Origin of the sequence: Candidatus Gullanella endobia (assembly GCF_900048035.1) — a bacterium.
Taxonomy (GTDB): Bacteria; Pseudomonadota; Gammaproteobacteria; order Enterobacterales; family Enterobacteriaceae; genus Gullanella; species Gullanella endobia.
On sequence record NZ_LN999832.1, the window covers coordinates 413882 to 436240 of the forward strand.

Sequence of the window (22359 nt, forward strand, 5' to 3'; positions counted from 1 at the left end):
TAACTTAATCTTTATATATAAAATTTATGAAAAATTACAGATTTTTTTTTTCAGTCTTTTCCTATATGCAAAGGGCGTACTAGCTTTACCGCAGATTATAGATAAAGTTGTTGTTATAGTAGACAACAGTATTATCTTAGAAACGGAAGTAAATACTATGATATCCGTATTAAAACACAGCCTCAAAAAAGCAAACCAACAGCTATTGAGTGATAAGATACTACGTAATCATACCATTAATCAAATAATTATTGATAATATCATTTTACAGTTTGCTCATCGCATTGATGTTCATATCAACGAAAAAGAACTAGATCGGTCAATAAGCTATATCGCCAACCAGAATCATATGTCGCTTGATCAGATGTGTTATTTTTTTTCCTATGATGGTATAGATTATGATATTTATCGCGAAAAAATTCGCAAAGAGATACTAATTACTAAGATACATAATAGTGAAGTTCGCCGTCGTATTACCATATTTCCGCAGGAAATTGAATTGTTAATGCAAAAAATTTCTACTAAAACTAATAGTAATACTGAATATAATCTCAGCTATATCCTTATCCCGTTACCGAATAAAAAACAGACGCAGAATCAACTTGACAAAGCAAAAGCATTAGCTATATCTTTAATTAAAAAAGGTAGAAAAGTTGCTGACTTAAATCAATTAGCTATTACTTACTCTACTGATGACCAGGTAATAAAAAGTAACCACATGGGTTGGTGGAAATTAGAAGAACTATCGCCACTGTTTGCAGTGTATCTAAAAGGTGCTCATAAAAATAGCATTATCGGTCCGATTCGTTCTAATGTTGGTTTCTATGTTTTAAAAGTTAATGATATTCGCAATAACAATAAAAAAATGGTGATGACTGAAGTATATGTACGTCATATCTTGTTACGTACTTCATCAATACTAAATGATCAGCAGGCCCATGCTAAGCTTGAAGATATTGCATCACAAATCAGGAATGGACATATCAATTTTTTTACTGCTGCTAAAAAGCTGTCAGAAGATCCAAGTTCAGCAAATCAAGGTGGTGATCTAGGATGGATCTCTATCGATTTCTTTGATCCAGAATTTTACGATATTTTAATAAGCTTAAAAAAAGGAGAAGTTAGTATACCAATACATTCTTCCTTTGGTTGGCATTTAATTCAGATTATCGACACTCGTAAAGTTGACCGTATCGAAACTATTAAAAAAGATCATGCTTACCGACTGTTATTTAATTATAAATTTTCTGAAGAGGCAAAAGCCTGGATACAGGAGCAACGTGCCTCTGCTTACATAAAAATCCTTAATAACAATGAGAAATAATCAACGTATTATTATTACTCCCGGTGAACCTGCTGGAATCGGCCCAGATCTTATAACCTTACTAGCTCAGCAGGAATGGCCAGTTGAACTAGTTGTTTGTGCTGATCCTACATTGCTTATGACGCGAGCGAATCAGCTTGGGTTACCACTGAAATTACATCTCTACCGTCCTGAAAAACCAGCTACTCTTCGAATGGCCGGTGAGTTAACAGTGATAAGTATCAAGACATCGGCACCAGTCGTTCCTGGTGAACTTAACGTTATTAACAGTGATTACGTAGTAAAAACGTTAGCTCGAGCCTGCGATGGTTGTCTTAACGGCGAGTTTTCAGCACTGCTTACAGGTCCAGTACATAAAGGTATTATTAACGATAGTGGTTTTCTTTTCAGTGGTCAAACAGAATATTTTGCTAAACGTAGCGGTTGTGAAAATGTCGTTATGATGCTAGTTACCGAATCGTTGCGTGTTGCATTAGCGACTACTCATTTGCCACTATTGTCAGTTCCAAAAGCTATTACCTGCTACTCTCTCAATAAAATTATAACAATTTTGGTTTACAACCTTCAGAAAAAATTTCAAATTGTACAACCATGTATCTACGTTTGCGGACTTAATCCGCACGCTGGAGAAAGCGGTCATATAGGTAGAGAAGAAATCGAGATAATAACACCAACCTTAGATATCTTACGTAATAAAGGTTACAATCTTATCGGACCACTTCCAGCCGATACTTTATTTCAGCAAAAATATTTACAAAAAGCAGATGCAGTATTGGCAATGTATCATGATCAGGGTTTACCAGTGTTAAAATATCATGGATTTGGCCGAGCTGTCAATATCACACTAGGACTCCCCTTTATTCGTACCTCTGTCGATCATGGAACTGCACTAGAACTAGCTGGATCTGGTAAAGCGAAAAGTGATAGTATTAAAACAGCACTTAATCTTGCCATAAATATAATAAAATACCATAATGAATAATCGAATATATCAGAAATATCTAGCGAGAAAGCGTTTCGGTCAAAATTTTCTACACGATAACTCAGTTATTAGTGCTATTGTTTCTGCTATTCATCCAAAACCTGATCAAGCAATAGTAGAAATAGGGCCAGGTTTTGGTGCTTTAACTAAACCAGTAGCAGAGTGTATTGACAAAATGACTGTTATTGAGATTGACCGTAATCTTGTTAATCATCTAGCTGTTCATCCTTTTTTAAATTCTAAGCTTAATATTATACAGCAAGATGTGATGACGGTTAATTTTTCCGCGTTGTCTACTAACATGAATAAACCGCTGCGAATTTTTGGTAATCTGCCGTATAATATTTCAACACCGCTTATATTTTATCTTTTTAATTATATTCATGTTATTAACGATATGCATTTTATGTTGCAAAAAGAGCTAGCCAATCGGCTTGTAGCATATCCGAATAATAAAGCCTACGGCCGGTTAAGTATAATAGCACAGTATTACTGTCATATTACTCCAGTATTAGAAGTTCCACCTGTTTCTTTTAGACCGGCTCCGAAAGTTAATTCAGTAATGGTAAGACTAGTACCTTATACCAAACCACTGTTCTCTGTAAAAAATTTAAGCAAATTAATTACATTAACTAAAATAGCTTTTAATCAGCGTCGTAAAACACTGCGTAATAGCCTATGTGATCTTTTTAGTACAAAACAGTTAGCAGAACAGGGTATAGATGCAATGTTGCGCGCAGAAAACTTAAGTATTGAACATTACTGCCGTTTAGCTAATATTCTAGCAGAACGTCCATATTCTAAAAATTGATAAGAATACTGTTGATAATTAACTTGTTTCTTTCTGTATTTAAGTTATGAACATCTACATCTAATTAACTAGTAATACTAATAGTAAGAGATAAAAATTTCATAATGTAAACCTTACTCTAATAATAAATTTTAATATACTAGATAATAAAAAATTAATTTTTAATTTAAAGTCCTTCCGTTTTCTAACTGGAAATTCTTTTAAACTAACTATGTCGACTTACTTAATTGGTGATATTCACGGTTGTTTTAATGAATTAAAAATTATGTTGATGCAAATCCAATTTGATCCAACAATAGATACACTATGGTTAACCGGAGATTTAGTTTCGCGTGGACCTGGTTCACTAGAAGTTCTACGTCTTTTACGAACTATGAGTGAGAGCGTACGGCTGGTATTAGGTAATCATGATCTTGATCTCTTAGCAGTATATACCTGTATTAGGAAAAATACACCGAAAGATTGTATTATACCACTGTTAGAAGCTCCGGATGCTAATGAATTAATCAACTGGCTTCGACATCAACCATTACTGCAGATAGATGAAGAGAAAAAAATAGTTATGACTCATGCTGGTATTACACCACAATGGGATCTCGCTACAGCACGTCAGTGTGCTTATGAGATAGAAACAGTGCTAAAGAGTGATAGCTATCCACTCTTCCTTGATGCTATGTATGGTAATATGCCAAATAATTGGAATTCTGATCTAAGTGGTATAGCACGTCTACGTTTCAGTACTAATGTCTTTACCCGTATGCGTTACTGTTTTCCAAACGGTGAATTGGAAATGAACTGTAAGGATACACCTGAAAAAGCGCCAAAACCGCTTCAACCTTGGTTCGCATTACCAAGATTAGTATCTAAAAATTATAATATTATATTTGGTCATTGGGCTTCATTGATGGGCAAAGGAACGCCAGCAAATATCTACGGTCTCGATACTGGTTGTTGTTGGGGTGGTAAATTAACTCTTTTACACTGGGAAGACAAAGAGTTTATCCAAGTACCATCAAATTCTCAAAATCAGATTAATCTGGAACATTCTATTTTTTATTAATATTAAAATAATTCTTTTCTTTAAGCTAAGAATACACCTAAAAATTATTAATCATTAGAGATGAATTACGCTTTAAAATATTGATATCAAGCATAATAATTACAAAATAACTTGAAAGTATAATGCTCTTTTATCTTATTTTATGCTTAAAAATTAAGTATTATTGTTAATATAATACAAATAAACCTAATTAGTTTTCAGTAAAACATATTCTATTTAATTACTGAAACTTATAATAATGTTTTTACTAAAATTAAAACATTATTAATTTTGAAATAATTATTCAATATAATATTAACAGTACATGAGATTTATGTATGAATAGTTTTCATAAGTTAATTTTTTCTATAATAATTTTTTGTGCATTTCCTGTAATGAAATTATATGTGCAGTAGCATCAGCGTCAAGTGACATTACAGTTGCAAAGGCACCGTTTAGGGTAGTATCATAATGTACTTTATATTGTAACGCACTGCGCCGAATGAGTTTAGAATCTTCAATAGCTTGACGATCGGAAGTTGTGTTAACAATATAGTTATACTCGCCATTTTTAATTCGATCCTGAATATGTGGTCGCCCCTCGTGAACTTTATTCACTAAACGTGGATTAATTCCAGCCTCACCTAAAATTACTGCCGTACCATGAGTTGCATCTAATTGAAAACCGTGTTTTAGTAACTTAATTGCTAATTCGACTATTCGATCTTTATCTGCTTTACGTACAGATAGTAGTGCACGACCACTTTTCTTCATGTGTGATTGACTACCAAGCATTGCTTTAGCAAATGCTGCAGAAAATGTTTTAGCTATTCCCATAACCTCACCAGTAGAACGCATCTCGGGACCAAGAATTGGATCTACGCCAGGAAATTTGTTAAACGGTAGTACTACTTCCTTAACTGAATAGTAAGGTGGAATTACTTCATGAATCATATTTTGCTGTAATAAGGATTTTCCAATCATTACTCTAGCAGCTACTTTAGCTAACGCCACACCAGTAGCTTTGGATATAAATGGTACTGTACGCGATGCACGTGGATTAACTTCAATCAGATATACTTCATTATCTTTCACGGCAAACTGAACATTCATTATACCTCTGACTTGCAGTTCAAATGCTAGCTTCTCTACCTGATAACGTATAAGATCCTGAATCTTAGTACTCAGAGTATAAGCTGGAAGTGAACAGGCCGAGTCACCAGAGTGTACTCCAGCTTGCTCGATATGTTCCATAATACCGCCAATTAATACATTTTTACCATCACAAACTGCATCTACATCTACCTCAACTGCATCATCTAAAAACCGATCAAGCAATACTGGTGCACTATTAGATACACTAACCGCGTTATGGAAGTAGCGTAACAGATCCAAGTCATTATAAACAATCTCCATTGCTCGACCTCCAAGAACATAAGAAGGACGAACTACTAAGGGATAACCGATAGTCATAGCTTTTTCTAAAGCTAAATCAATGGTAGTAACAGTTGCATTAGCTGGTTGTTTCAGCCCTAAATGTTTAACTGTCTTTTGAAAACGTTCTCGGTCTTCTGCACGATCGATAGAATCTGGACTAGTACCTATCACTGATACACCGGCCGCTTCTAGTTCACTAGCTAACTTCAACGAAGTTTGCCCACCATACTGAACAATGATACCCTTTGGTTTTTCGATACGTATAATTTCTAACACATCTTCCAGCGTTAGCTGCTCAAAATAGAGACGATCTGATATATCATAATCAGTTGATACTGTTTCGGGATTACAGTTAATCATAATAGTTTCATAACCATCTTCCCGTAATGCTAGTGAGGCATGTACACAACAATAGTCAAACTCAATTCCTTGACCTATTCGATTTGGACCGCCGCCTAATACTATAATTTTTTCACGATTTTGACTTGGTTTTGATTCACACTCTTCATCATAGGTTGAGTACATATAGGCAGTATTGGTAGAAAATTCGGCAGAACAGGTATCAATCCGCTTATAAACTGGATGTAAATTGTATTTCTCACGTAACTTTCGAATTTCTTCTTCTGTTACGCCTACCAATGTAGCAAGACGCATATCAGAAAAACCTTTGCGTTTTAGTTGACGTAAATAATTGACACTAAGTGCAGTAATGCCCCGTTCCGCTACATCGTTTTCTATCTTGACTAGTTCCTCAATTTGCACTAAGAACCAACGATCGATATTAGTTAGATTGAATACACTATCCACTGATAAGCCAGCACGAAACGCATCAGCTACATACCAGATACGTTCACTACCAGCATCCTTTAGCTCTCGTTTTAAAGTAGTCAATCCTTCTGGATCATCAAGGTTAATTTTAGGATCGAAGCCACTAACACCCACTTCTAGTCCACGCAGTGCCTTTTGTAAGGACTCTTGATAAGAGCGACCGATAGCCATTACTTCACCGATTGATTTCATTTGTGTTGTCAGTCGATCATTAATACCTGAGAATTTCTCAAAGTTAAAACGCGGAATTTTAGTGACTACATAATCGATAGATGGTTCAAACGAAGCCGGCGTATGACCTCCAGTCATGTCGTTCATCAGTTCATCAAGAGTATAACCTACAGCTAACTTAGCAGCAACTTTAGCAATAGGAAAACCAGTAGCTTTAGAGGCCAGAGCAGATGAACGTGAAACGCGTGGGTTCATTTCAATAACAACAAGCCGACCAGTTTTTGGATTAATTGAGAATTGAACATTAGAACCACCAGTTTCTACGCCAATTTCACGCAGTACTGCTATCGAGGCGTTACGCATGATTTGGTATTCTTTATCAGTTAGAGTTTGAGCTGGTACAACGGTTATTGAATCTCCAGTATGGATTCCCATCGGATCAATATTTTCAATGGAACAAATAATAATACAATTGTCTTTTTTATCTCGTACAACTTCCATTTCATACTCTTTCCAGCCGATCAGAGATTCATCAATCAGTAATTCAGTAGTAGGCGATAGATCTAGACCACGATTGCAAATCTCTTCAAATTCTTCGCGATTATAAGCAATACCACCACCAGCACCACCCATGGTAAAAGATGGACGGATAATACAGGGAAAACCAATATCAGCCGATACTGCCAGTGCTTCACTCATAGTATGAGCAATTCCGGAACGAGCAGTTTCTAAACCAATTTTTTTCATTGCCTTATCGAAACGTCGGCGATCTTCCGCTTTATCAATTGCGTTAGCTGTAGCACCAATTATTTCGACATTAAATTCTTTTAATACCTCTTTACGCTCTAGTTCTAGTGTACAATTCAGTGCTGTTTGTCCACCCATAGTTGGAAGTAATGCATCTGGTCGCTCCTTTTCAATTATTTTTCGTACTACTTCCGAATGGAGTGGCTCAATATAAGTAGAATGAGCCATGTCAGGATCTGTCATAATAGTAGCTGGATTAGAATTTACTAATACTATACGATAGCCTTCTTCACGAAGAGTTTTACACGCTTGTGCGCCGGAGTAGTCAAATTCACAAGCTTGGCCAATAACTATTGGCCCAGCTCCGAGAATTAGGATACTTTTTATATCGGTACGTTTCGGCATATTAAATTCCTGATATATTGTGCTTTACTCGATAAGCATGAATGAGTTTAATAAAATGGTCGAAGAGCTGTGCGGCATCATGAGGACCAGGGCTTGCTTCGGGATGTCCCTGAAAACTAAAAGCTGGTTTATCAATATGGTGTATACCCTGAAGCGTTCCATCAAATAATGAAAGATGGGTTATCTTAAGTGTATCCGGTAATGTTTTTTTATCTACTGTAAAATTATGATTTTGAGTTGTAATTATCACTCGATCGGCTACTAAATCTTTGACTGGATGGTTGCTACCATGGTGACCGAACTTCATCTTTACAGTCTTAGCACCACTAGCTAATGCTAATAGCTGGTGACCAAGACAGATACCAAACAGAGGGATTCCTATAGTAAGGAATATCTGAATTGTAGAGATCGCATAATCACAGGGTGCAGGGTCACCAGGACCATTAGATAAAAAAATACCATCTGGCTTCATCGCCAATACGGTTTTAGCTGGAGTCTGAGCTGGTACTACTGTCAATCGGCAGTAGCGATCTACTAGCATGCGCATAATGTTATGCTTGACACCGTAGTCATAGACTACTACATGATAGAGTGATTTTATTGTTGATATGGATAACTTCTTATCATTACCTTCTGGAATCCATGTACCCTGGCTCCAGTTATATTGCTTTTTTGTGCTTACTTCTTTTACTAAATCTATACCGGTTAAACCGGGAAATTCACGAGCTTTACGCAGTGCTAATTGCACGTTTGGATTATCGTTAATAACAATACAACCTTTTTGTGATCCCTCATTCCGAAGCAAACATGTTAATTTACGGGTATCAATATCAGTAATACCGATAATGTTCTGCTTCTTTAGATAGTCTGATAACGACAAGGTATTACGAAAATTACTTGCAGTAGGCGAAATATTGCGAATTATTAGCGCTTGTGCTTGAACTTGAGGTGATTCATTATCTATTTCATTAGTACCAGTATTACCGATATGAGGATAAGTAAGAGTGACGATTTGGCGAAAATAGGAAGGATCAGTGAGAATTTCTTGATAACCGGTGATTGACGTATTAAAAACTACTTCTCCAACTGCGATACCTTCCTCTACTCCAATAGCTAAACCATGGAATTGGGCTCCGCTTTCCAGAACTAATAGCGCTTTTTTTGTCAAAACACTCTCCAAAAGTATTAAATTGATGTGCTCTATATTAATTAATTTAAAAGAAATAAATCAATATAAATACCTGTACAGCAGGATTGTAGCACATCTAAATATATTTACAAAAGATCCTTTTCTATTATTTAAATAGAAAGAAAATATTTATTTTTCATTTTTATAAAAATTGGATATAAACAGGTTAAAATAAAAAATAAAACTAACTAATAACACTATTATTAGCTTTTTATAACTATAGTAGCATAATCGATTTTTAAGAAGTATCAAATGCTACACTATAGCTATGCTTATAGCATATATTTGATATTAACAAATTAGAGAAAGATAAACACTGAATATAGAAAACATTATTTCATGTAAAATAATGTAGTACTTTTATTTCTTCTGACTTAACCTAATTATAAATATTTTATTAAACTTACTTAAAGCTTATCAAGATTAAGTACGTTGACCATATCAAAAAGACCATTTTTTTGATTAGATAACCAAATAGCAGCACGAACTGCTCCATTAGCAAATGTTATTCTGCTAGACGCCTTATGTGTTATTTCTAAACGTTCACCAATCCCGGCAAACATTATGGTATGCTCACCTACAATATCACCAGCTCGCACCGTAGCGAAACCGATACTTTTTTCCTTGCGTTCTCCGGTATAACCTTCACGACTATACACAGCACAATGAGCCATATCCCGCCTAAGTGTATTAGCTATTGTTTCACCTATGGCCAACGCAGTACCTGAAGGAGCATCTACTTTGTGTCGATGATGAGCTTCAATGATTTCAATATCAGATTCTTCTCCTATTACTTTCGCTGCCTTTTCAAGTAGCTTAAGCATTACGTTGACGCCAACGCTAAAATTTGCAGCGAAAACGACACGCATTTCTTGTGCTATATTACTGATAGATTCTTTCTGAGAATTGCTAAAACCGGTAGTACCAATCACAATACCTTTGAAATATTGGCGACAAAGCATTAGGTGCATCATACTAGAATCGGGAGTAGTGAAATCAATAAGAATGTCAAAATTGTCCTTTACTGCTGCTAAATCATCGCTTATCGCTATACCTACAGTACCGATACCGGCTAGTTCACCAGAGTCAACACCACATAATGCCGAACCGGTACGAGTTAATGCAGCACTAAGAGTTGTATATTTTGATTGTACCACTGCTTGAATAAGTTGGCGCCCCATCCGGCCATCCGCGCCGGCAACCGCGATGCGGATTGGTATATTGTTCATGAATTCCCTCATTTATGATCTATTTATCTTATTTATTCTAGCAAAGCTTGTATTTTACCGCTAGCAAAAAATGGTTTTGATCAATAAATTAGTAATAGAATGCACAATTAATAAGCGAAATAATGGTGAAAAATAGATTTTTACATAGTACTGTATATTTTTAATAATTATTAATATTAAATAAATTAATACGATTTATCCTCCTTAATTTTATAATTTTATACTTTTTTAATTTTAATAAAATATATATTAGGCATATTGGAAAGAAAATTAAGAAGTTAAAATAGAAAAATTTTTAATAACTTTTACTATAATCTTCACTAGTAACTCTGTTAATTATCTAACTTTTAATTAAATATTATAAGCAGTATTTTCTGATAAATAATAAAGATATCTAATATATTAATAATATAATAATTATCAGTTGAAATCAGTAACGTTGCTCTCTTATTATCTTTACGAAAATAATATTTAAGCAAACGAATTTACTATTATACCTATACTCTAAAAAAGAAAAATAATAGCAATATTATCCATATTTATATTTTAGATATAAATCTTTATTTTTTTATCTGAAACGTAAATATTTTATTTATAAAAATAAACTCCTTAAAAATATTTAATATTTAATAAAAAGTATTCAATAATCTATTATATTAGTAAATCAAATATTAAACAAGTTAGTGGTAATAGAGATTATTTTTATCTTAGAATTAAATTTTCTGAAAATCAAAAATATTATTAATAAAATAAACCAACTGATTAGCACGATAGACTATAACCTAGTTAATTTATTAGCATTAACAGAGCCTTTAATCTGATAATCAGCGCTATATTTGTATTATTATTAAGATTCTATAATAGTTTTTTGTAAAGCAAAATGTTCTTTTTTCATAAGTTGATAACGACAAGAAATAATGCAAATAATACCTTGCTAAGGTATGAGGAATAATCTGTCAAAATATAGTTTTCATTATAAATAAAAATGATTATTTTTATTAAATTTTAAGCTAATAAATATTCTCGATTAATATTACTAATATATATACTGATAATAAAATTATTTTATTACCATATAGAATCTTTTATTCTATCGTTTTATATTGTTGATAACATTGCTATTTTATTATCTTTTATACTGATAAAAATATATTAGTAACTAATTTAGATAAGTTAATTTAATTCCAATAAATTTTTAGCTCTCATAAAATTAAATTAAATTAAGAACAAACGACTAAGTATTACTTTAAATCAATAAAAAGATTTGCTTATTTTTATAATATAAACTAAATAACATAATATATTCCAATTTAATAAAAAAGTTATTGTTCTAATTTAGAAAAACTTTAATTTATTATTATAAATAGAGAATTAGTTAACGATTTATTAGATAGGAAAGTTGAAAAATTAAATATGACAATATCACGTTGTTTAACTATACAATGTAAGCTATAGTCACTTTGTTCTTTCTGTTTTGATAATTTTAACATGAGAACAGTAAAAGTATTCCAATATAATCAATATAGAACCAACACAAATACCTGCATCAGCAATGTTGAATGTCGGCCAACACCAGTTGCCAACATGAAAATCAATAAAATCGATCACAACACTATATATTATCCGATTGAAAAGATTTCCTAATGCACCGCCAATAATAATTGCGCAAGCAATATTAAACAGCCTAACTTGTTTATCTGAATAATACATTATAACTAGCAAAATCAATATTATTACAATTGAGATTACTGAAAGCACCCAGCGTTGCCATCCTTCTCTGTTCGCTAGAAAACTAAAAGCAGCTCCAGGATTATGAGTATAGGTAAAATTAATAAATTGAACCACCGATACTGATTCACCGAGACAGAAATATGTCATAATCCACTCTTTACTACCGAGATCTAGTACTAGAACTAGTAGAGATACCCAAAACCAGTATAGTCCGGTAGATTTTATTATTTTATTCATTAAATAAACTTACGCTCTTCACCTGAACCAGCTATGTTTATAACACAACGACCACAAATTTCTGGATAAGCGAAATGTTGGCCGATATCCATTTTATAATGCCAGCAGCGCGGACATTTTTCTCCATCAGCTCTCTTTAAAGTAATTTTAAGTCCTTTCAGTCCTTCACATTGCACTGCATCATCGCTGGCATCAGTATAATCCGCTACTACTGCATTGGAAGTAAGTAATGCAAAATAAAGCTCATCTCTTAACTCACGCAGTAAAGTTGCAAAATAAGGTTGCGCATATAGCGTAACACTGGCTTCTAGTGAGCTACCAATAAACTTATCCGTCCGTGCTTGCTCGATAATTTTATTTATCTCATTGCGTATTTGGAAGAAAGTTTTCCAATAAGAATTATTCAGTGGATGAGTGATATCTAGCCCAAATAGAGAATTATACCACTCTTCAGTAAAGATATACTGCGCTCGTTTTCCTGGTATAAAACCCCAGATTTCATCAGCGCTAAACGACATAATAGGCGCCATCCAACGTACTAGAGCTTCGAGAATATGATACAATGCTGTCTGGCAACTGCGACGAGCAATACTATCTGCTTTAGCAGTATATTGTCTATCCTTAATAATATCTAAATAAAAAGAACCCATCTCGATAGAACAGAACTGCATTATGCGTTGAACAACATTATGAAAATTATAGCTATTATAAGCAGCGATAATCTCTTTTTGCACTGTCTTTGCACAGCCAACTGCCCAACGATCTAGTATAACCATCTGATCCTGGTTAACGCTGTTTCGTGCTGGATCAAAATCGTTCAGGTTGGCTAATAGAAAACGTGCAGTATTACGGATACGACGATAAGAGTCTACAGAACGTTTAAGAATCTCATCAGATACTGCCATCTCGCTAGTATAATCGCTAGAAGCTACCCAGAGGCGTAATATATCTGCACCAAACTTCTCTATAATTTGTTTCTGACTAATAACATTTCCTACAGACTTTGACATTTTTCGACCTTGTTTATCTACAGTAAAGCCGTGACTCAGTACTTGACGATAAGGTATTTTTCCATGTATAGCAGTAGAAATTATTAGAGATGACATAAACCATCCGCGATATTGGTCAGATCCTTCCAAGTACATGTCAGGCGAATATCCTTTAAATTCTGATTGTACTGCTACTACAGAGGAATGAGTTGATCCAGAGTCAAACCATACATCAAGCGTATCTAGTACTTTGTGATAATGATTAGCATCTTCACCAAGAATTTCAGCTGGATCTAAATCCCACCATGCTTGAATACCATTTTTTTCAACCCGTTTTGCTATATTTTCTATTAATTCGATAGTACGCGGATGAAGTAATTCACTTTCATTATGAACAAAAAGTGCTATAGGAACACCCCAAGTACGTTGACGTGAAATACACCAGGCGGGACGATTAGAAATCATTTTTTCGATATGTGCTTGACCCCAATTTGGGATCCAGTGTACGTTCTTGATTTTTACTAGTAATTGTTTACGAAGGCCATCCTGATCTATGCTAATAAACCACTGTGGTGTAGCACGAAAAATAATCGGTGTTTTATGACGCCAGCAGTGCGGATAGCTGTGTTGTAGTTTTTCTACATGTAGCAGAGCACCAGTTTCGCGTAATAAATTAATAATAAGCTTGTTACCTTTAAAAACCTGTACTCCATCTAATATAGGTAGAGTGCCTGGCAAATAACAACCATCAGGGCCGACTGAATTGGCAATTTCTAGGCCGTATTTTTGACCGATAATATAATCATCTGGACCATGACCAGGGGCGGTATGCACCGAGCCTGTACCAATATCTAGTGTGATATCCTGTCCAAATACAATAGGCACATCAAAACCCATAAAGGGATGATAGAATTTTAGTTGTTTTAACATACTACCTTTAGTACTACTAAGTACTTTCCAGTTTATAATGCCAGCACGTGACATTACACTATTCACTAAATCAGCAACCAGAATATAACCTTGTCCTTCCACTTCAACTAATTGATAATCAAAGTCAGGGTGAACAGCGATAGCACGGTTAGCTGGAAGAGTCCAAGGTGTAGTGGTCCAAATGACCATAGAGATATTGCCGGCAAAGTCTATAAGACCAAACTTAGCAGCGACTGAACGGGTATTCTTTGCTGTAAAAATGACGTCGATAGAAAACGAAGTATGATCGTAATATTCGACTTCTGCCTCTGATAGTGCAGAGCGACAATTAATACACCAATGCACTGGTTTAGTACCTTTATATAGGTAACCATTAGCGATAATTTTTCCTAGTGTGCGGATGATATTTGCTTCAGTAGTAAAGTTCATTGTCAAATAAGGATTTTTCCAGTCGCCTAGCACCCCTAAACGAATAAAATCCTTTTTCTGTTCCTCTACCTGTTCGGCAGCGAAACGACGACAAACAGAACGAAATTCTGCGGCACTGACCTTTTCGCCAGGCTTTCCGATGAGTTGTTCAACTTTTAATTCAATCGGTAACCCATGACAATCCCAACCTGGCACATAAGGCGAATCATATCCCATTAATCCTTTTGATTTTATAATAACATCTTTAAGAATTTTATTAACTGCATGACCGATATGAATATTGCCATTCGCATACGGTGGACCATCGTGTAGTATAAAAGTTTTTTTGTCCTTCTTGGCTTGACGAATAATTCCGTATAAATCTTGTTTATACCAACGTTGCAGTATGTCAGGTTCACGCTTAGTTAAATCACCGCGCATAGGAAACCTTGTATTCGGTAAATTCAGAGTATTTTTGTAATTAATCATCTAATTCTTAGTTCCGTTATTAGTTTTAGAATTATTTGTTTTGTTCGGTAATCTGAAAATGGATGTAAGAATTAATTATATGATTTCAATTTATCATCTAATATCATCAAGCCAAAAACAATTGTTAATTGTTCATCTTCTTTTTATTACTGCTCTAATATAGAAATTGTATAGATTTTTTACATTCATATAGACATAATTCAAACCGATGTTGTAAATTACTAACCATAAGACTAGTACTAAATTTTCGATAACTGACAGAAGTAGATTAGAAAGGCTGTAGGATTTATATCGCATAAATATCATTTATAGTGCTATCGATGTTTTTAGTTCTCTGAGTAGTAAATTGGTATTCGGGAAACAGTAATTAATCCTAAAATATCACAGTTCGCTACAAAGTTGGATAGACAACATGGATGCTTTAATAGTATTACTATCTCAGTTGGATGATCTTACACTAGTGTTCTATAAATAGAAGGATTACTTCATTAATAAATACATTTTAAGTTAGTAATGAAAAAGGTAATTCATATCCTTGAGTTAATTCCGGCTTAAGTTTAGATAATAATTTTATTTTGTTATATTTAAATTAGCTGTAATAGCGAAAAATCACCTGCAAAACAATCCTATAACTAAGATTTGAAAATTATTACTATATATAAGAAAACTGTAGCAGAAACTTTCTGTTTGCAAACATAAAATAAAAGTCTGATATTTCAGTAAAATCCGTTGAGATTTCAAATGATTAACATACATAAATGGTAAAGTAGTCATAAATCATATATGATATGAATAAGTTTTATATTAGGTTTAATATGCGTAAAATTTTAACTCATAGATTACGCTTTTGCTTAGATTAAGCATATAAACTCTTAGTTATAGTTCTTAAAAGAAATAGGTAACACTAGTATCATAGTGAATAGTATAAAGATTTATATAATAGAAATTGTATCTTTTTCGCTTGAAAAACTATATAAACTATATTCTTATCGATGATAACTGATAAAAATTAATAACACCATAGTCATAATAAAAAATCGTACATTTCGTTGCTGCTTATTCAAACAAAATTATTGACATAAGAAAATCTAACAAGAATAATTCCTTAATTTTAATTAAGTTATAAAATAAGTCTAGGAGTTAGAACTTGGCTAATATTAAATCAGCTAAAAAACGTGCCGTACAATCTGAGAAGCGTCGTCAGCATAATGCAAGTCGTCGCTCTATGGTGCGTACTTTTATAAAAAAGGTATACACTGCTATTTCTATTGGTGATAAAAAAGCCGCATGGAATTCGTTTATTGCTATGCAAAAAATTATTGATCGTCAAGTCAATAAAGGGTTAATTCATAAAAATAAGGCAGCACGTCATAAATCAAACTTAACTGCACAAATTAAAGCTATGCAATAATTACTATTAAATTATATTTCTTTAGTATTATTGGTTATAATTGATTTTTATTATATTTATGTTCGTAACCCTAATTCAAAAGTGAATTTGCTATAAAAATTATTAGGTTTTTACATAATATTAACTTTTATTAGCAGAATGTTTTAGGTTATTACCAATATGGCAGATATTTTATGAATATCAGCTAGTTTTTATATTTTTCTGATCTATTCAGAATAAATATCATTGCTTTATTCATAAATAGTGAGATTTTTGTTGTCTAAGTTTTTAGTTAAACGTTATTCGTGCTTTATACATTAATTTTTTATCTATTTACATACAGAGAAAATTTGCTAGTCTATTCGACTGTTTTTCTTAATGTTTATTAAATTTATTTTTTATTTTTAGCTATTCTGTTAGTTCGATAAATGGTAATTTTTATAAAAATTTAGGTATGAAAATTCCTATCTTGCAAATTGCTGTTTAAGTTCTCATAAAATAGATAAGAATATCGATATTGCTTACTCGCCTAATTTTTAACATAGTAGTATTTATTTTGAATAGTACTGTTTTTTCTTAAATAAAAATAGCAGATACCATAGCTACGTAGTAGCTATGGTATCTGCTCGCATAAGATTATTGCGTCTTAACGTTCACTTGTATTATTAACCAATTTATTTCTATATAATTGCTTCTTTACATTAATCAAATTAAATTTATCTTCTAAAACTTTTTTAGAAGTGAATTTTATTATCTATTAATTAAATTAAAGTTAATTAATTATTCAAATTAATTCAATATATTAGCTATTTCAATTTTTTATTTTTATTATAAATACACGATGTTATAAAGTATTAGAGCTGTTTTTTTTGCTATTACCCCTTGATGGAAGATGGCGTGACCCCATCTTTATTGCATACAACGTTGTTAAACCTATTAAATTGTTAGGCAGTGAAAGCTTAAAAGTTAGTTTTCAGCCATATATCAGGTTTACAACCACAACGAACTTGAACTTTAATGGGGATGTTTAGATGGGAAGAATCATTGGTATCGACTTAGGTACAACCAACTCCTGCATTGCACTTATCGAAGGTAGCAAACCTCGCGTACTTGAGAATAGCGAAGGCGATCGTACAACTCCTTCCATCATTGCTTATACACAGGATGGTGAAATTTTGGTTGGCCAACCGGCTAAACGTCAGTCCGTCACTAATCCGAAGAACACTTTATTCGCCATAAAGCGTCTTATTGGCCGTCGTTACCAGGATGAAGAAGTACAGCGTGATGTTAATATTATGCCATATAAAATTATTGCAGCTGATAATGGCGATGCCTGGCTTGAAATCAAAGGTCAAAAAATCGCACCGCCACAGATTTCCGCTGAAATTCTTAAAAAAATGAAGAAGACCGCTGAAGATTATCTAGGTGAATCAGTTACCGAAGCAGTCATTACAGTACCAGCTTATTTTAACGATACACAACGGCAAGCAACTAAGGACGCTGGTCGTATCGCTGGTTTAGATGTTAAGCGTATTATCAATGAGCCGACTGCAGCCGCGTTAGCTTATGGTTTAGACAAAGAAACCGGTAATCGGATTATCTCGGTTTATGATCTAGGTGGTGGTACTTTTGACATTTCAATTATCGAAATTGATAGTGTTGAGGGTGAAAAAACTTTTGAAGTTTTAGCAACTAATGGTGATACCCATCTAGGTGGTGAAGATTTTGATAGCCGTCTTATTAATTATCTTGTAGACGAATTTAAGAAAGATCAGGGTATCGATTTACGCAATGATCCACTTGCTATGCAACGCTTGAAAGAAGCAGCTGAAAAAGCTAAGATTGAACTATCTTCTGCTCAACAAACAGATGTCAACTTACCGTATATTACAGCCGATGGTTCCGGTCCTAAGCATATGAACCTCAAAGTGACTCGAGCGAAACTAGAATCATTAGTAGAGGATTTAGTTAATCGTACACTTGAACCACTAAAAGTAGCTCTTAAGGATGCAGGTTTATCAGTTTCTGATATTAAAGATGTTATTTTAGTTGGTGGTCAGACACGAATGCCATTAGTTCAGAAAAAAGTCACCGATTTCTTTAGCAAAGAACCACGTAAAGATGTTAATCCAGATGAAGCAGTAGCTATCGGTGCTGCAGTACAAGGCGGTGTACTAACTGGAAATGTAAAAGATGTATTGCTGCTTGATGTTACTCCTTTATCATTAGGTATCGAAACAATGGGTGGTGTGATGACACCATTAATTTCAAAAAATACTACCATTCCTACCAAACACAGTCAAGTGTTCTCTACTGCAGAAGATAATCAATCTGCTGTAACTATCCATGTTCTCCAGGGAGAACGTAAGCGCTCTATCGACAATAAGTCTTTAGGCCAGTTTAATTTAGATGGTATATCTCCAGCCATGCGTGGTATACCACAGATTGAAGTGACATTTGATATTGACGCTGATGGTATTCTACACGTCTCTGCTAAAGATAAAAAAAATGGCCGAGAACAAAAGATCACCATCAAAGCTTCGTCAGGTCTGAATGAAGAGGAAATCCAGAAGATGGTAAAAGAAGCAGAGGCAAATATTGAGTCTGACCGTAAGTTTGAAGAATTAGTTCAAGTTCGTAATCAAGCTGATCATTTGCTTCATAGCACACGTAAGCAATTAGAAGATACAACTGATAAATTATCATCTGATGATAAAATTGCTATTGAAAATGCACTAAAAGATCTAGACACCGCCATGAAAAGTGAGGATAAAACTGATATCGAAGCTAAAATGCAAACGCTTATTCAGGTATCGGAAAAACTGCTTGAAGCAGCTAAACAGCAAGCACAAGCAGCAAGTAAAAGCAATACGGAAGATGTAAGTGCTAAGGCAAGCGATGATGTTGTCGATGCTGAATTTGAAGAAGTTAAAGATAAAAAATAGTTACCCTTGATCAGCACAGTAATGGAAATGTCATTTTCCATTACTGTTGCAGGAAAAACACTTGTGTTAAGTAAATTTTACGCTTGTGTAAAGTTGAGGTCAGGAAGAGATAATGATGGTGAAATCAGACTACTATGAGATTTTAGGTGTTTCCCGAGATGCGGAAGAGCGTGAAATTAAAAAGGCATATAAACGCTTAGCAATGAAATTCCATCCAGATCGAAATCCAGGAAATACTAAAGCCGAAGCAAAATTTAAAGAGATTAAAGAAGCTTATGAAGTACTTACTGATGCACAAAAACGCTCTTATTATGACCAATATGGTCATGCTGCCTTTGAACAGGGCGGTGTAGGTAATAATGGTTTCAGTAGTGGAGGGGCTAGTAGTACGGATTTTAGTGATATCTTTGGTGATGTATTTGGCGATATTTTTAGTGGAAGCCAGCGTCAACGCACTAGTCGAGGTGCAGATTTACGATATGATATAGAACTTTCCCTTGAGGAGGCAGTTCGTGGCGTAACACGCGAAATTCGTCTTCCAACGCTTGAGAAATGTAATTTATGTAATGGAAGTGGTGTAAAGTCAGGAATGTCAGCAATTACATGCTCAACTTGTCATGGCCAAGGTCAAGTTCAAATGCGTCAAGGCTTCTTTACAGTTCAGCAAACGTGTCCTATGTGTCAGGGAAGAGGCACAGTTATTAAAGATCCTTGTAATAAATGTCAGGGTCATGGTCAGTTAGAAAAATATAAAACTCTATCGGTAAAAATCCCATCTGGAGTGGATACTGGCGATCGTGTTCGTTTATCTGGCGAAGGAGAAAAAAATAAGTATGGAGCCATTGCAGGGGATTTATATGTACAAATTCAAGTTCGTAAACATTCTATTTTTGAACGAAAAGAAAATAATCTGTACTGTGAAGTACCTACAAACTTTGCTATTGCTACATTAGGAGGTGAGATTGAAGTTCCTACACTTGACGGCTTAGTGAAGCTAAAAATTCCATCAGAAACACAAACCGGTAAACTTTTCCGAATGCGTGGTAAAGGAATAAAATCGGTACGTAATGGATTGCGAGGAGATTTACTTTGTCGAGTGGTAGTAGAAACACCCGTAAAACTCAACGAATCTCAAAAACAGCTATTAAGAAAACTGGAAGAAAGTTTTAGTGGACCTAACGGAAATCAGAATAGTCCGCGTTTAAAAAATTTTCTCGATGGTGTAAAAAAATTCTTTCATGATTTAACATGTTAATCTAAACTCAGTTTATCTTATATTATTTTTCTTGGTTTCTGATAATTTTTTCTTACCTGTATTACTTTAGATATTTTTTATTAAAATCAAAAATATATGTGGTGATATCATCAGTGATGATATCTGTAATTATGTAGTATTTCTATTAACGTTTAATAATATTGATTAATAATTTTATTTTTTCTTTATTTTTAATAGTTGATAAGCAGTTTACTTTTTTTAATTCTTTTAGAATTGCATATCATATATATATATTTTATATAAATATTTACTATTCTGCTAATAAGTTCATTATTTAATGATTAAATAAATTAATAAAATCAAAAATAAAAACATTTATATTTATATTACTAATATATGTAAAGCTTATAAAAGTAAGGAGATTTAGAAGTAATTAATAGAAATATAGTATGAAAATGAAAATATTAGTGTTAAAAATAATATGTATATAAAAAGATGTTTACTATTCATATCAATCTAGAATTTATAATAATCAGCACATGCTAATATATTTAGCAATCCAATAAATATATTATTATTGGCTTTTATATATTCTTAAATAAACATTATTAATAAATAATACATTAGATAAATTCCAGCTCTTGTTTTATAATAATAATGTATTGCTATCTATCAGTTTTGGTTATTTTTCTTTATAAAATCAGTAATGTAAACAAATTATCTATAATTAATAGTATTAAATATTACTAAATTTATTAGTAGTATTTCTGTTTTATCTTATAAATAAAATTTCAAAAAATGTTTTATTAAACGACATCAACTTTATTACGAAACATAATTTACTGTAAAGAATACGATATCGAGTTTTTTTCGATAAAATGAAAAAAGAAAATTTATTATAAAATAATAATTAATAACTCTAGGTTTTTTGATAAAAATAATAAACCTATAATATACTTTTGCTATACTATAAAAAACTCTAAAATTAAGGGTATTTATAGTGTATAATATTATATTAGAATTATTAGTATTTTATAGAACGCTATTTTTATGAAAATCTTTTAACATCAATATCTTTATATCAGAGATATAGTTATGTTAACTAGTAAAATGACAAGTTCATTTTAAAGAAAAAAAGATACTTAACATATAATTGGACTACGACTACCTTATTGCAAATAATACAACGAGACTAATTCTCGCACTACTTTAATCATATTATTTAAAGTAATTTTTCGCTTAGTTTTTCTTGAGAGTATACCAATACGAATATAGTCGGATATAGCAAAGATTGTCTGTATGCGTGTAATAAAAAATCCGATACGATGCCATAGATTTTATTAATTTCTATATATATGCCTATAATCCTATATTATATATAATATCTAAATATATAGATTTAATTCAGCTACGTTAATAACGATATCGTACATGTGGATATCTTATCTTATTATTCCGAAATATCTAACACAGGTGATTATTCAATATCAAAAATCATTAATTATATGATTTATATAAATCGAGGAAGCTAAACATATATACTATATCCCATAGTAGAGACTAATTCATCCATATGGATGATTAAAAATCAGTGCTTAAAAACTAGGTGATAACATAATTGATATTGTAATTGCTATTAATAAAAATTTTTAAAAAAATCTTACACAATAAACAAAGTATTTAAACTTTGATATATTTTAATTTTGAATGCTAATTTAAAATACAAAATTCAAAAATTATTTTTAATATGAATATGTTATTTTTAGTTCTGTTTCAGGCTAATTTTTAGAAAAATTTATAATTTAAAAATAAATAAGCTGAAAAAAATCAGATGGATTAATAACTATAAAAGTTTTAGTAGG

Annotated in this window: 12 protein-coding genes; 7 read left to right on the forward strand and 5 right to left on the reverse strand. The window is 32.8% G+C overall.

Annotated elements, in window-relative coordinates:
• The first annotated feature begins 40 nt into the window (after positions 1–40).
• From surA to apaH, 4 genes are all read left to right on the forward strand, one after another.
• The gene (gene surA / locus FVIR_RS01100) at positions 41–1324 is read left to right on the forward strand and encodes a peptidylprolyl isomerase SurA (RefSeq protein ID WP_067497851.1); all 1284 of its coding nucleotides are present in this window, start codon (positions 41–43) and stop codon (positions 1322–1324) included.
• Positions 1314–2306, forward strand: coding sequence for a 4-hydroxythreonine-4-phosphate dehydrogenase PdxA (gene pdxA / locus FVIR_RS01105; RefSeq protein ID WP_067497854.1), 993 nt, complete (start codon positions 1314–1316; stop codon positions 2304–2306). Before surA ends, pdxA begins: the two co-directional genes overlap by 11 nt.
• Positions 2299–3117 carry a 16S rRNA (adenine(1518)-N(6)/adenine(1519)-N(6))-dimethyltransferase RsmA gene (gene rsmA / locus FVIR_RS01110; RefSeq protein ID WP_067497857.1) on the forward strand — a complete coding sequence of 273 codons (819 nt, stop codon included), beginning with the start codon at positions 2299–2301 and terminating at the stop codon, positions 3115–3117. Before pdxA ends, rsmA begins: the two co-directional genes overlap by 8 nt.
• Before the next feature lie 211 nt (positions 3118–3328).
• A complete protein-coding gene (apaH, locus tag FVIR_RS01115) occupies positions 3329–4177 on the forward strand; it encodes a bis(5'-nucleosyl)-tetraphosphatase (symmetrical) ApaH (RefSeq protein WP_067497860.1) in 849 nt (282 codons plus the stop codon).
• A gap of 345 nt (positions 4178–4522) precedes the next feature.
• Here the strand turns inward: apaH and carB are convergent, their stop codons facing one another.
• From carB to ileS, 5 genes are all read right to left on the reverse strand, one after another.
• Positions 4523–7744: a carbamoyl-phosphate synthase large subunit gene (gene carB, locus FVIR_RS01120; protein WP_067497863.1), complete on the reverse strand. Its 3222-nt coding sequence runs from the start codon at positions 7742–7744 to the stop codon at positions 4523–4525.
• Between the two features lies 1 nt (position 7745).
• Positions 7746–8912, reverse strand: a complete 1167-nt coding sequence (gene carA, locus FVIR_RS01125) for a glutamine-hydrolyzing carbamoyl-phosphate synthase small subunit (protein ID WP_067497867.1) — start codon at positions 8910–8912, stop codon at positions 7746–7748.
• Between the two features lie 428 nt (positions 8913–9340).
• Positions 9341–10162, reverse strand: coding sequence for a 4-hydroxy-tetrahydrodipicolinate reductase (dapB, locus tag FVIR_RS01130; protein WP_067497870.1), 822 nt, complete (start codon positions 10160–10162; stop codon positions 9341–9343).
• 1455 nt (positions 10163–11617) lie between these two features.
• Positions 11618–12130, reverse strand: coding sequence for a signal peptidase II (gene lspA / locus FVIR_RS01135; RefSeq protein WP_067497873.1), 513 nt, complete (start codon positions 12128–12130; stop codon positions 11618–11620).
• Positions 12130–14946: an isoleucine--tRNA ligase gene (gene ileS / locus FVIR_RS01140; protein ID WP_067497877.1), complete on the reverse strand. Its 2817-nt coding sequence runs from the start codon at positions 14944–14946 to the stop codon at positions 12130–12132. Before ileS ends, lspA begins: the two co-directional genes overlap by 1 nt.
• A 1147-nt stretch (positions 14947–16093) precedes the next feature.
• Here ileS and rpsT point away from each other — a divergent pair.
• From rpsT to dnaJ, 3 genes are all read left to right on the forward strand, one after another.
• On the forward strand, positions 16094–16357 hold the full coding sequence (rpsT, locus tag FVIR_RS01145; RefSeq protein ID WP_067497880.1) for a 30S ribosomal protein S20: 264 nt from the start codon (positions 16094–16096) through the stop codon (positions 16355–16357).
• A gap of 1010 nt (positions 16358–17367) precedes the next feature.
• Positions 17368–19281, forward strand: a complete 1914-nt coding sequence (dnaK, locus tag FVIR_RS01150) for a molecular chaperone DnaK (protein WP_067497883.1) — start codon at positions 17368–17370, stop codon at positions 19279–19281.
• Between the two features lie 115 nt (positions 19282–19396).
• Complete coding sequence (dnaJ, locus tag FVIR_RS01155; protein ID WP_067498637.1) at positions 19397–20536, forward strand: molecular chaperone DnaJ; 1140 nt, start codon at positions 19397–19399, stop codon at positions 20534–20536.
• Positions 20537–22359 lie beyond the last annotated feature (1823 nt).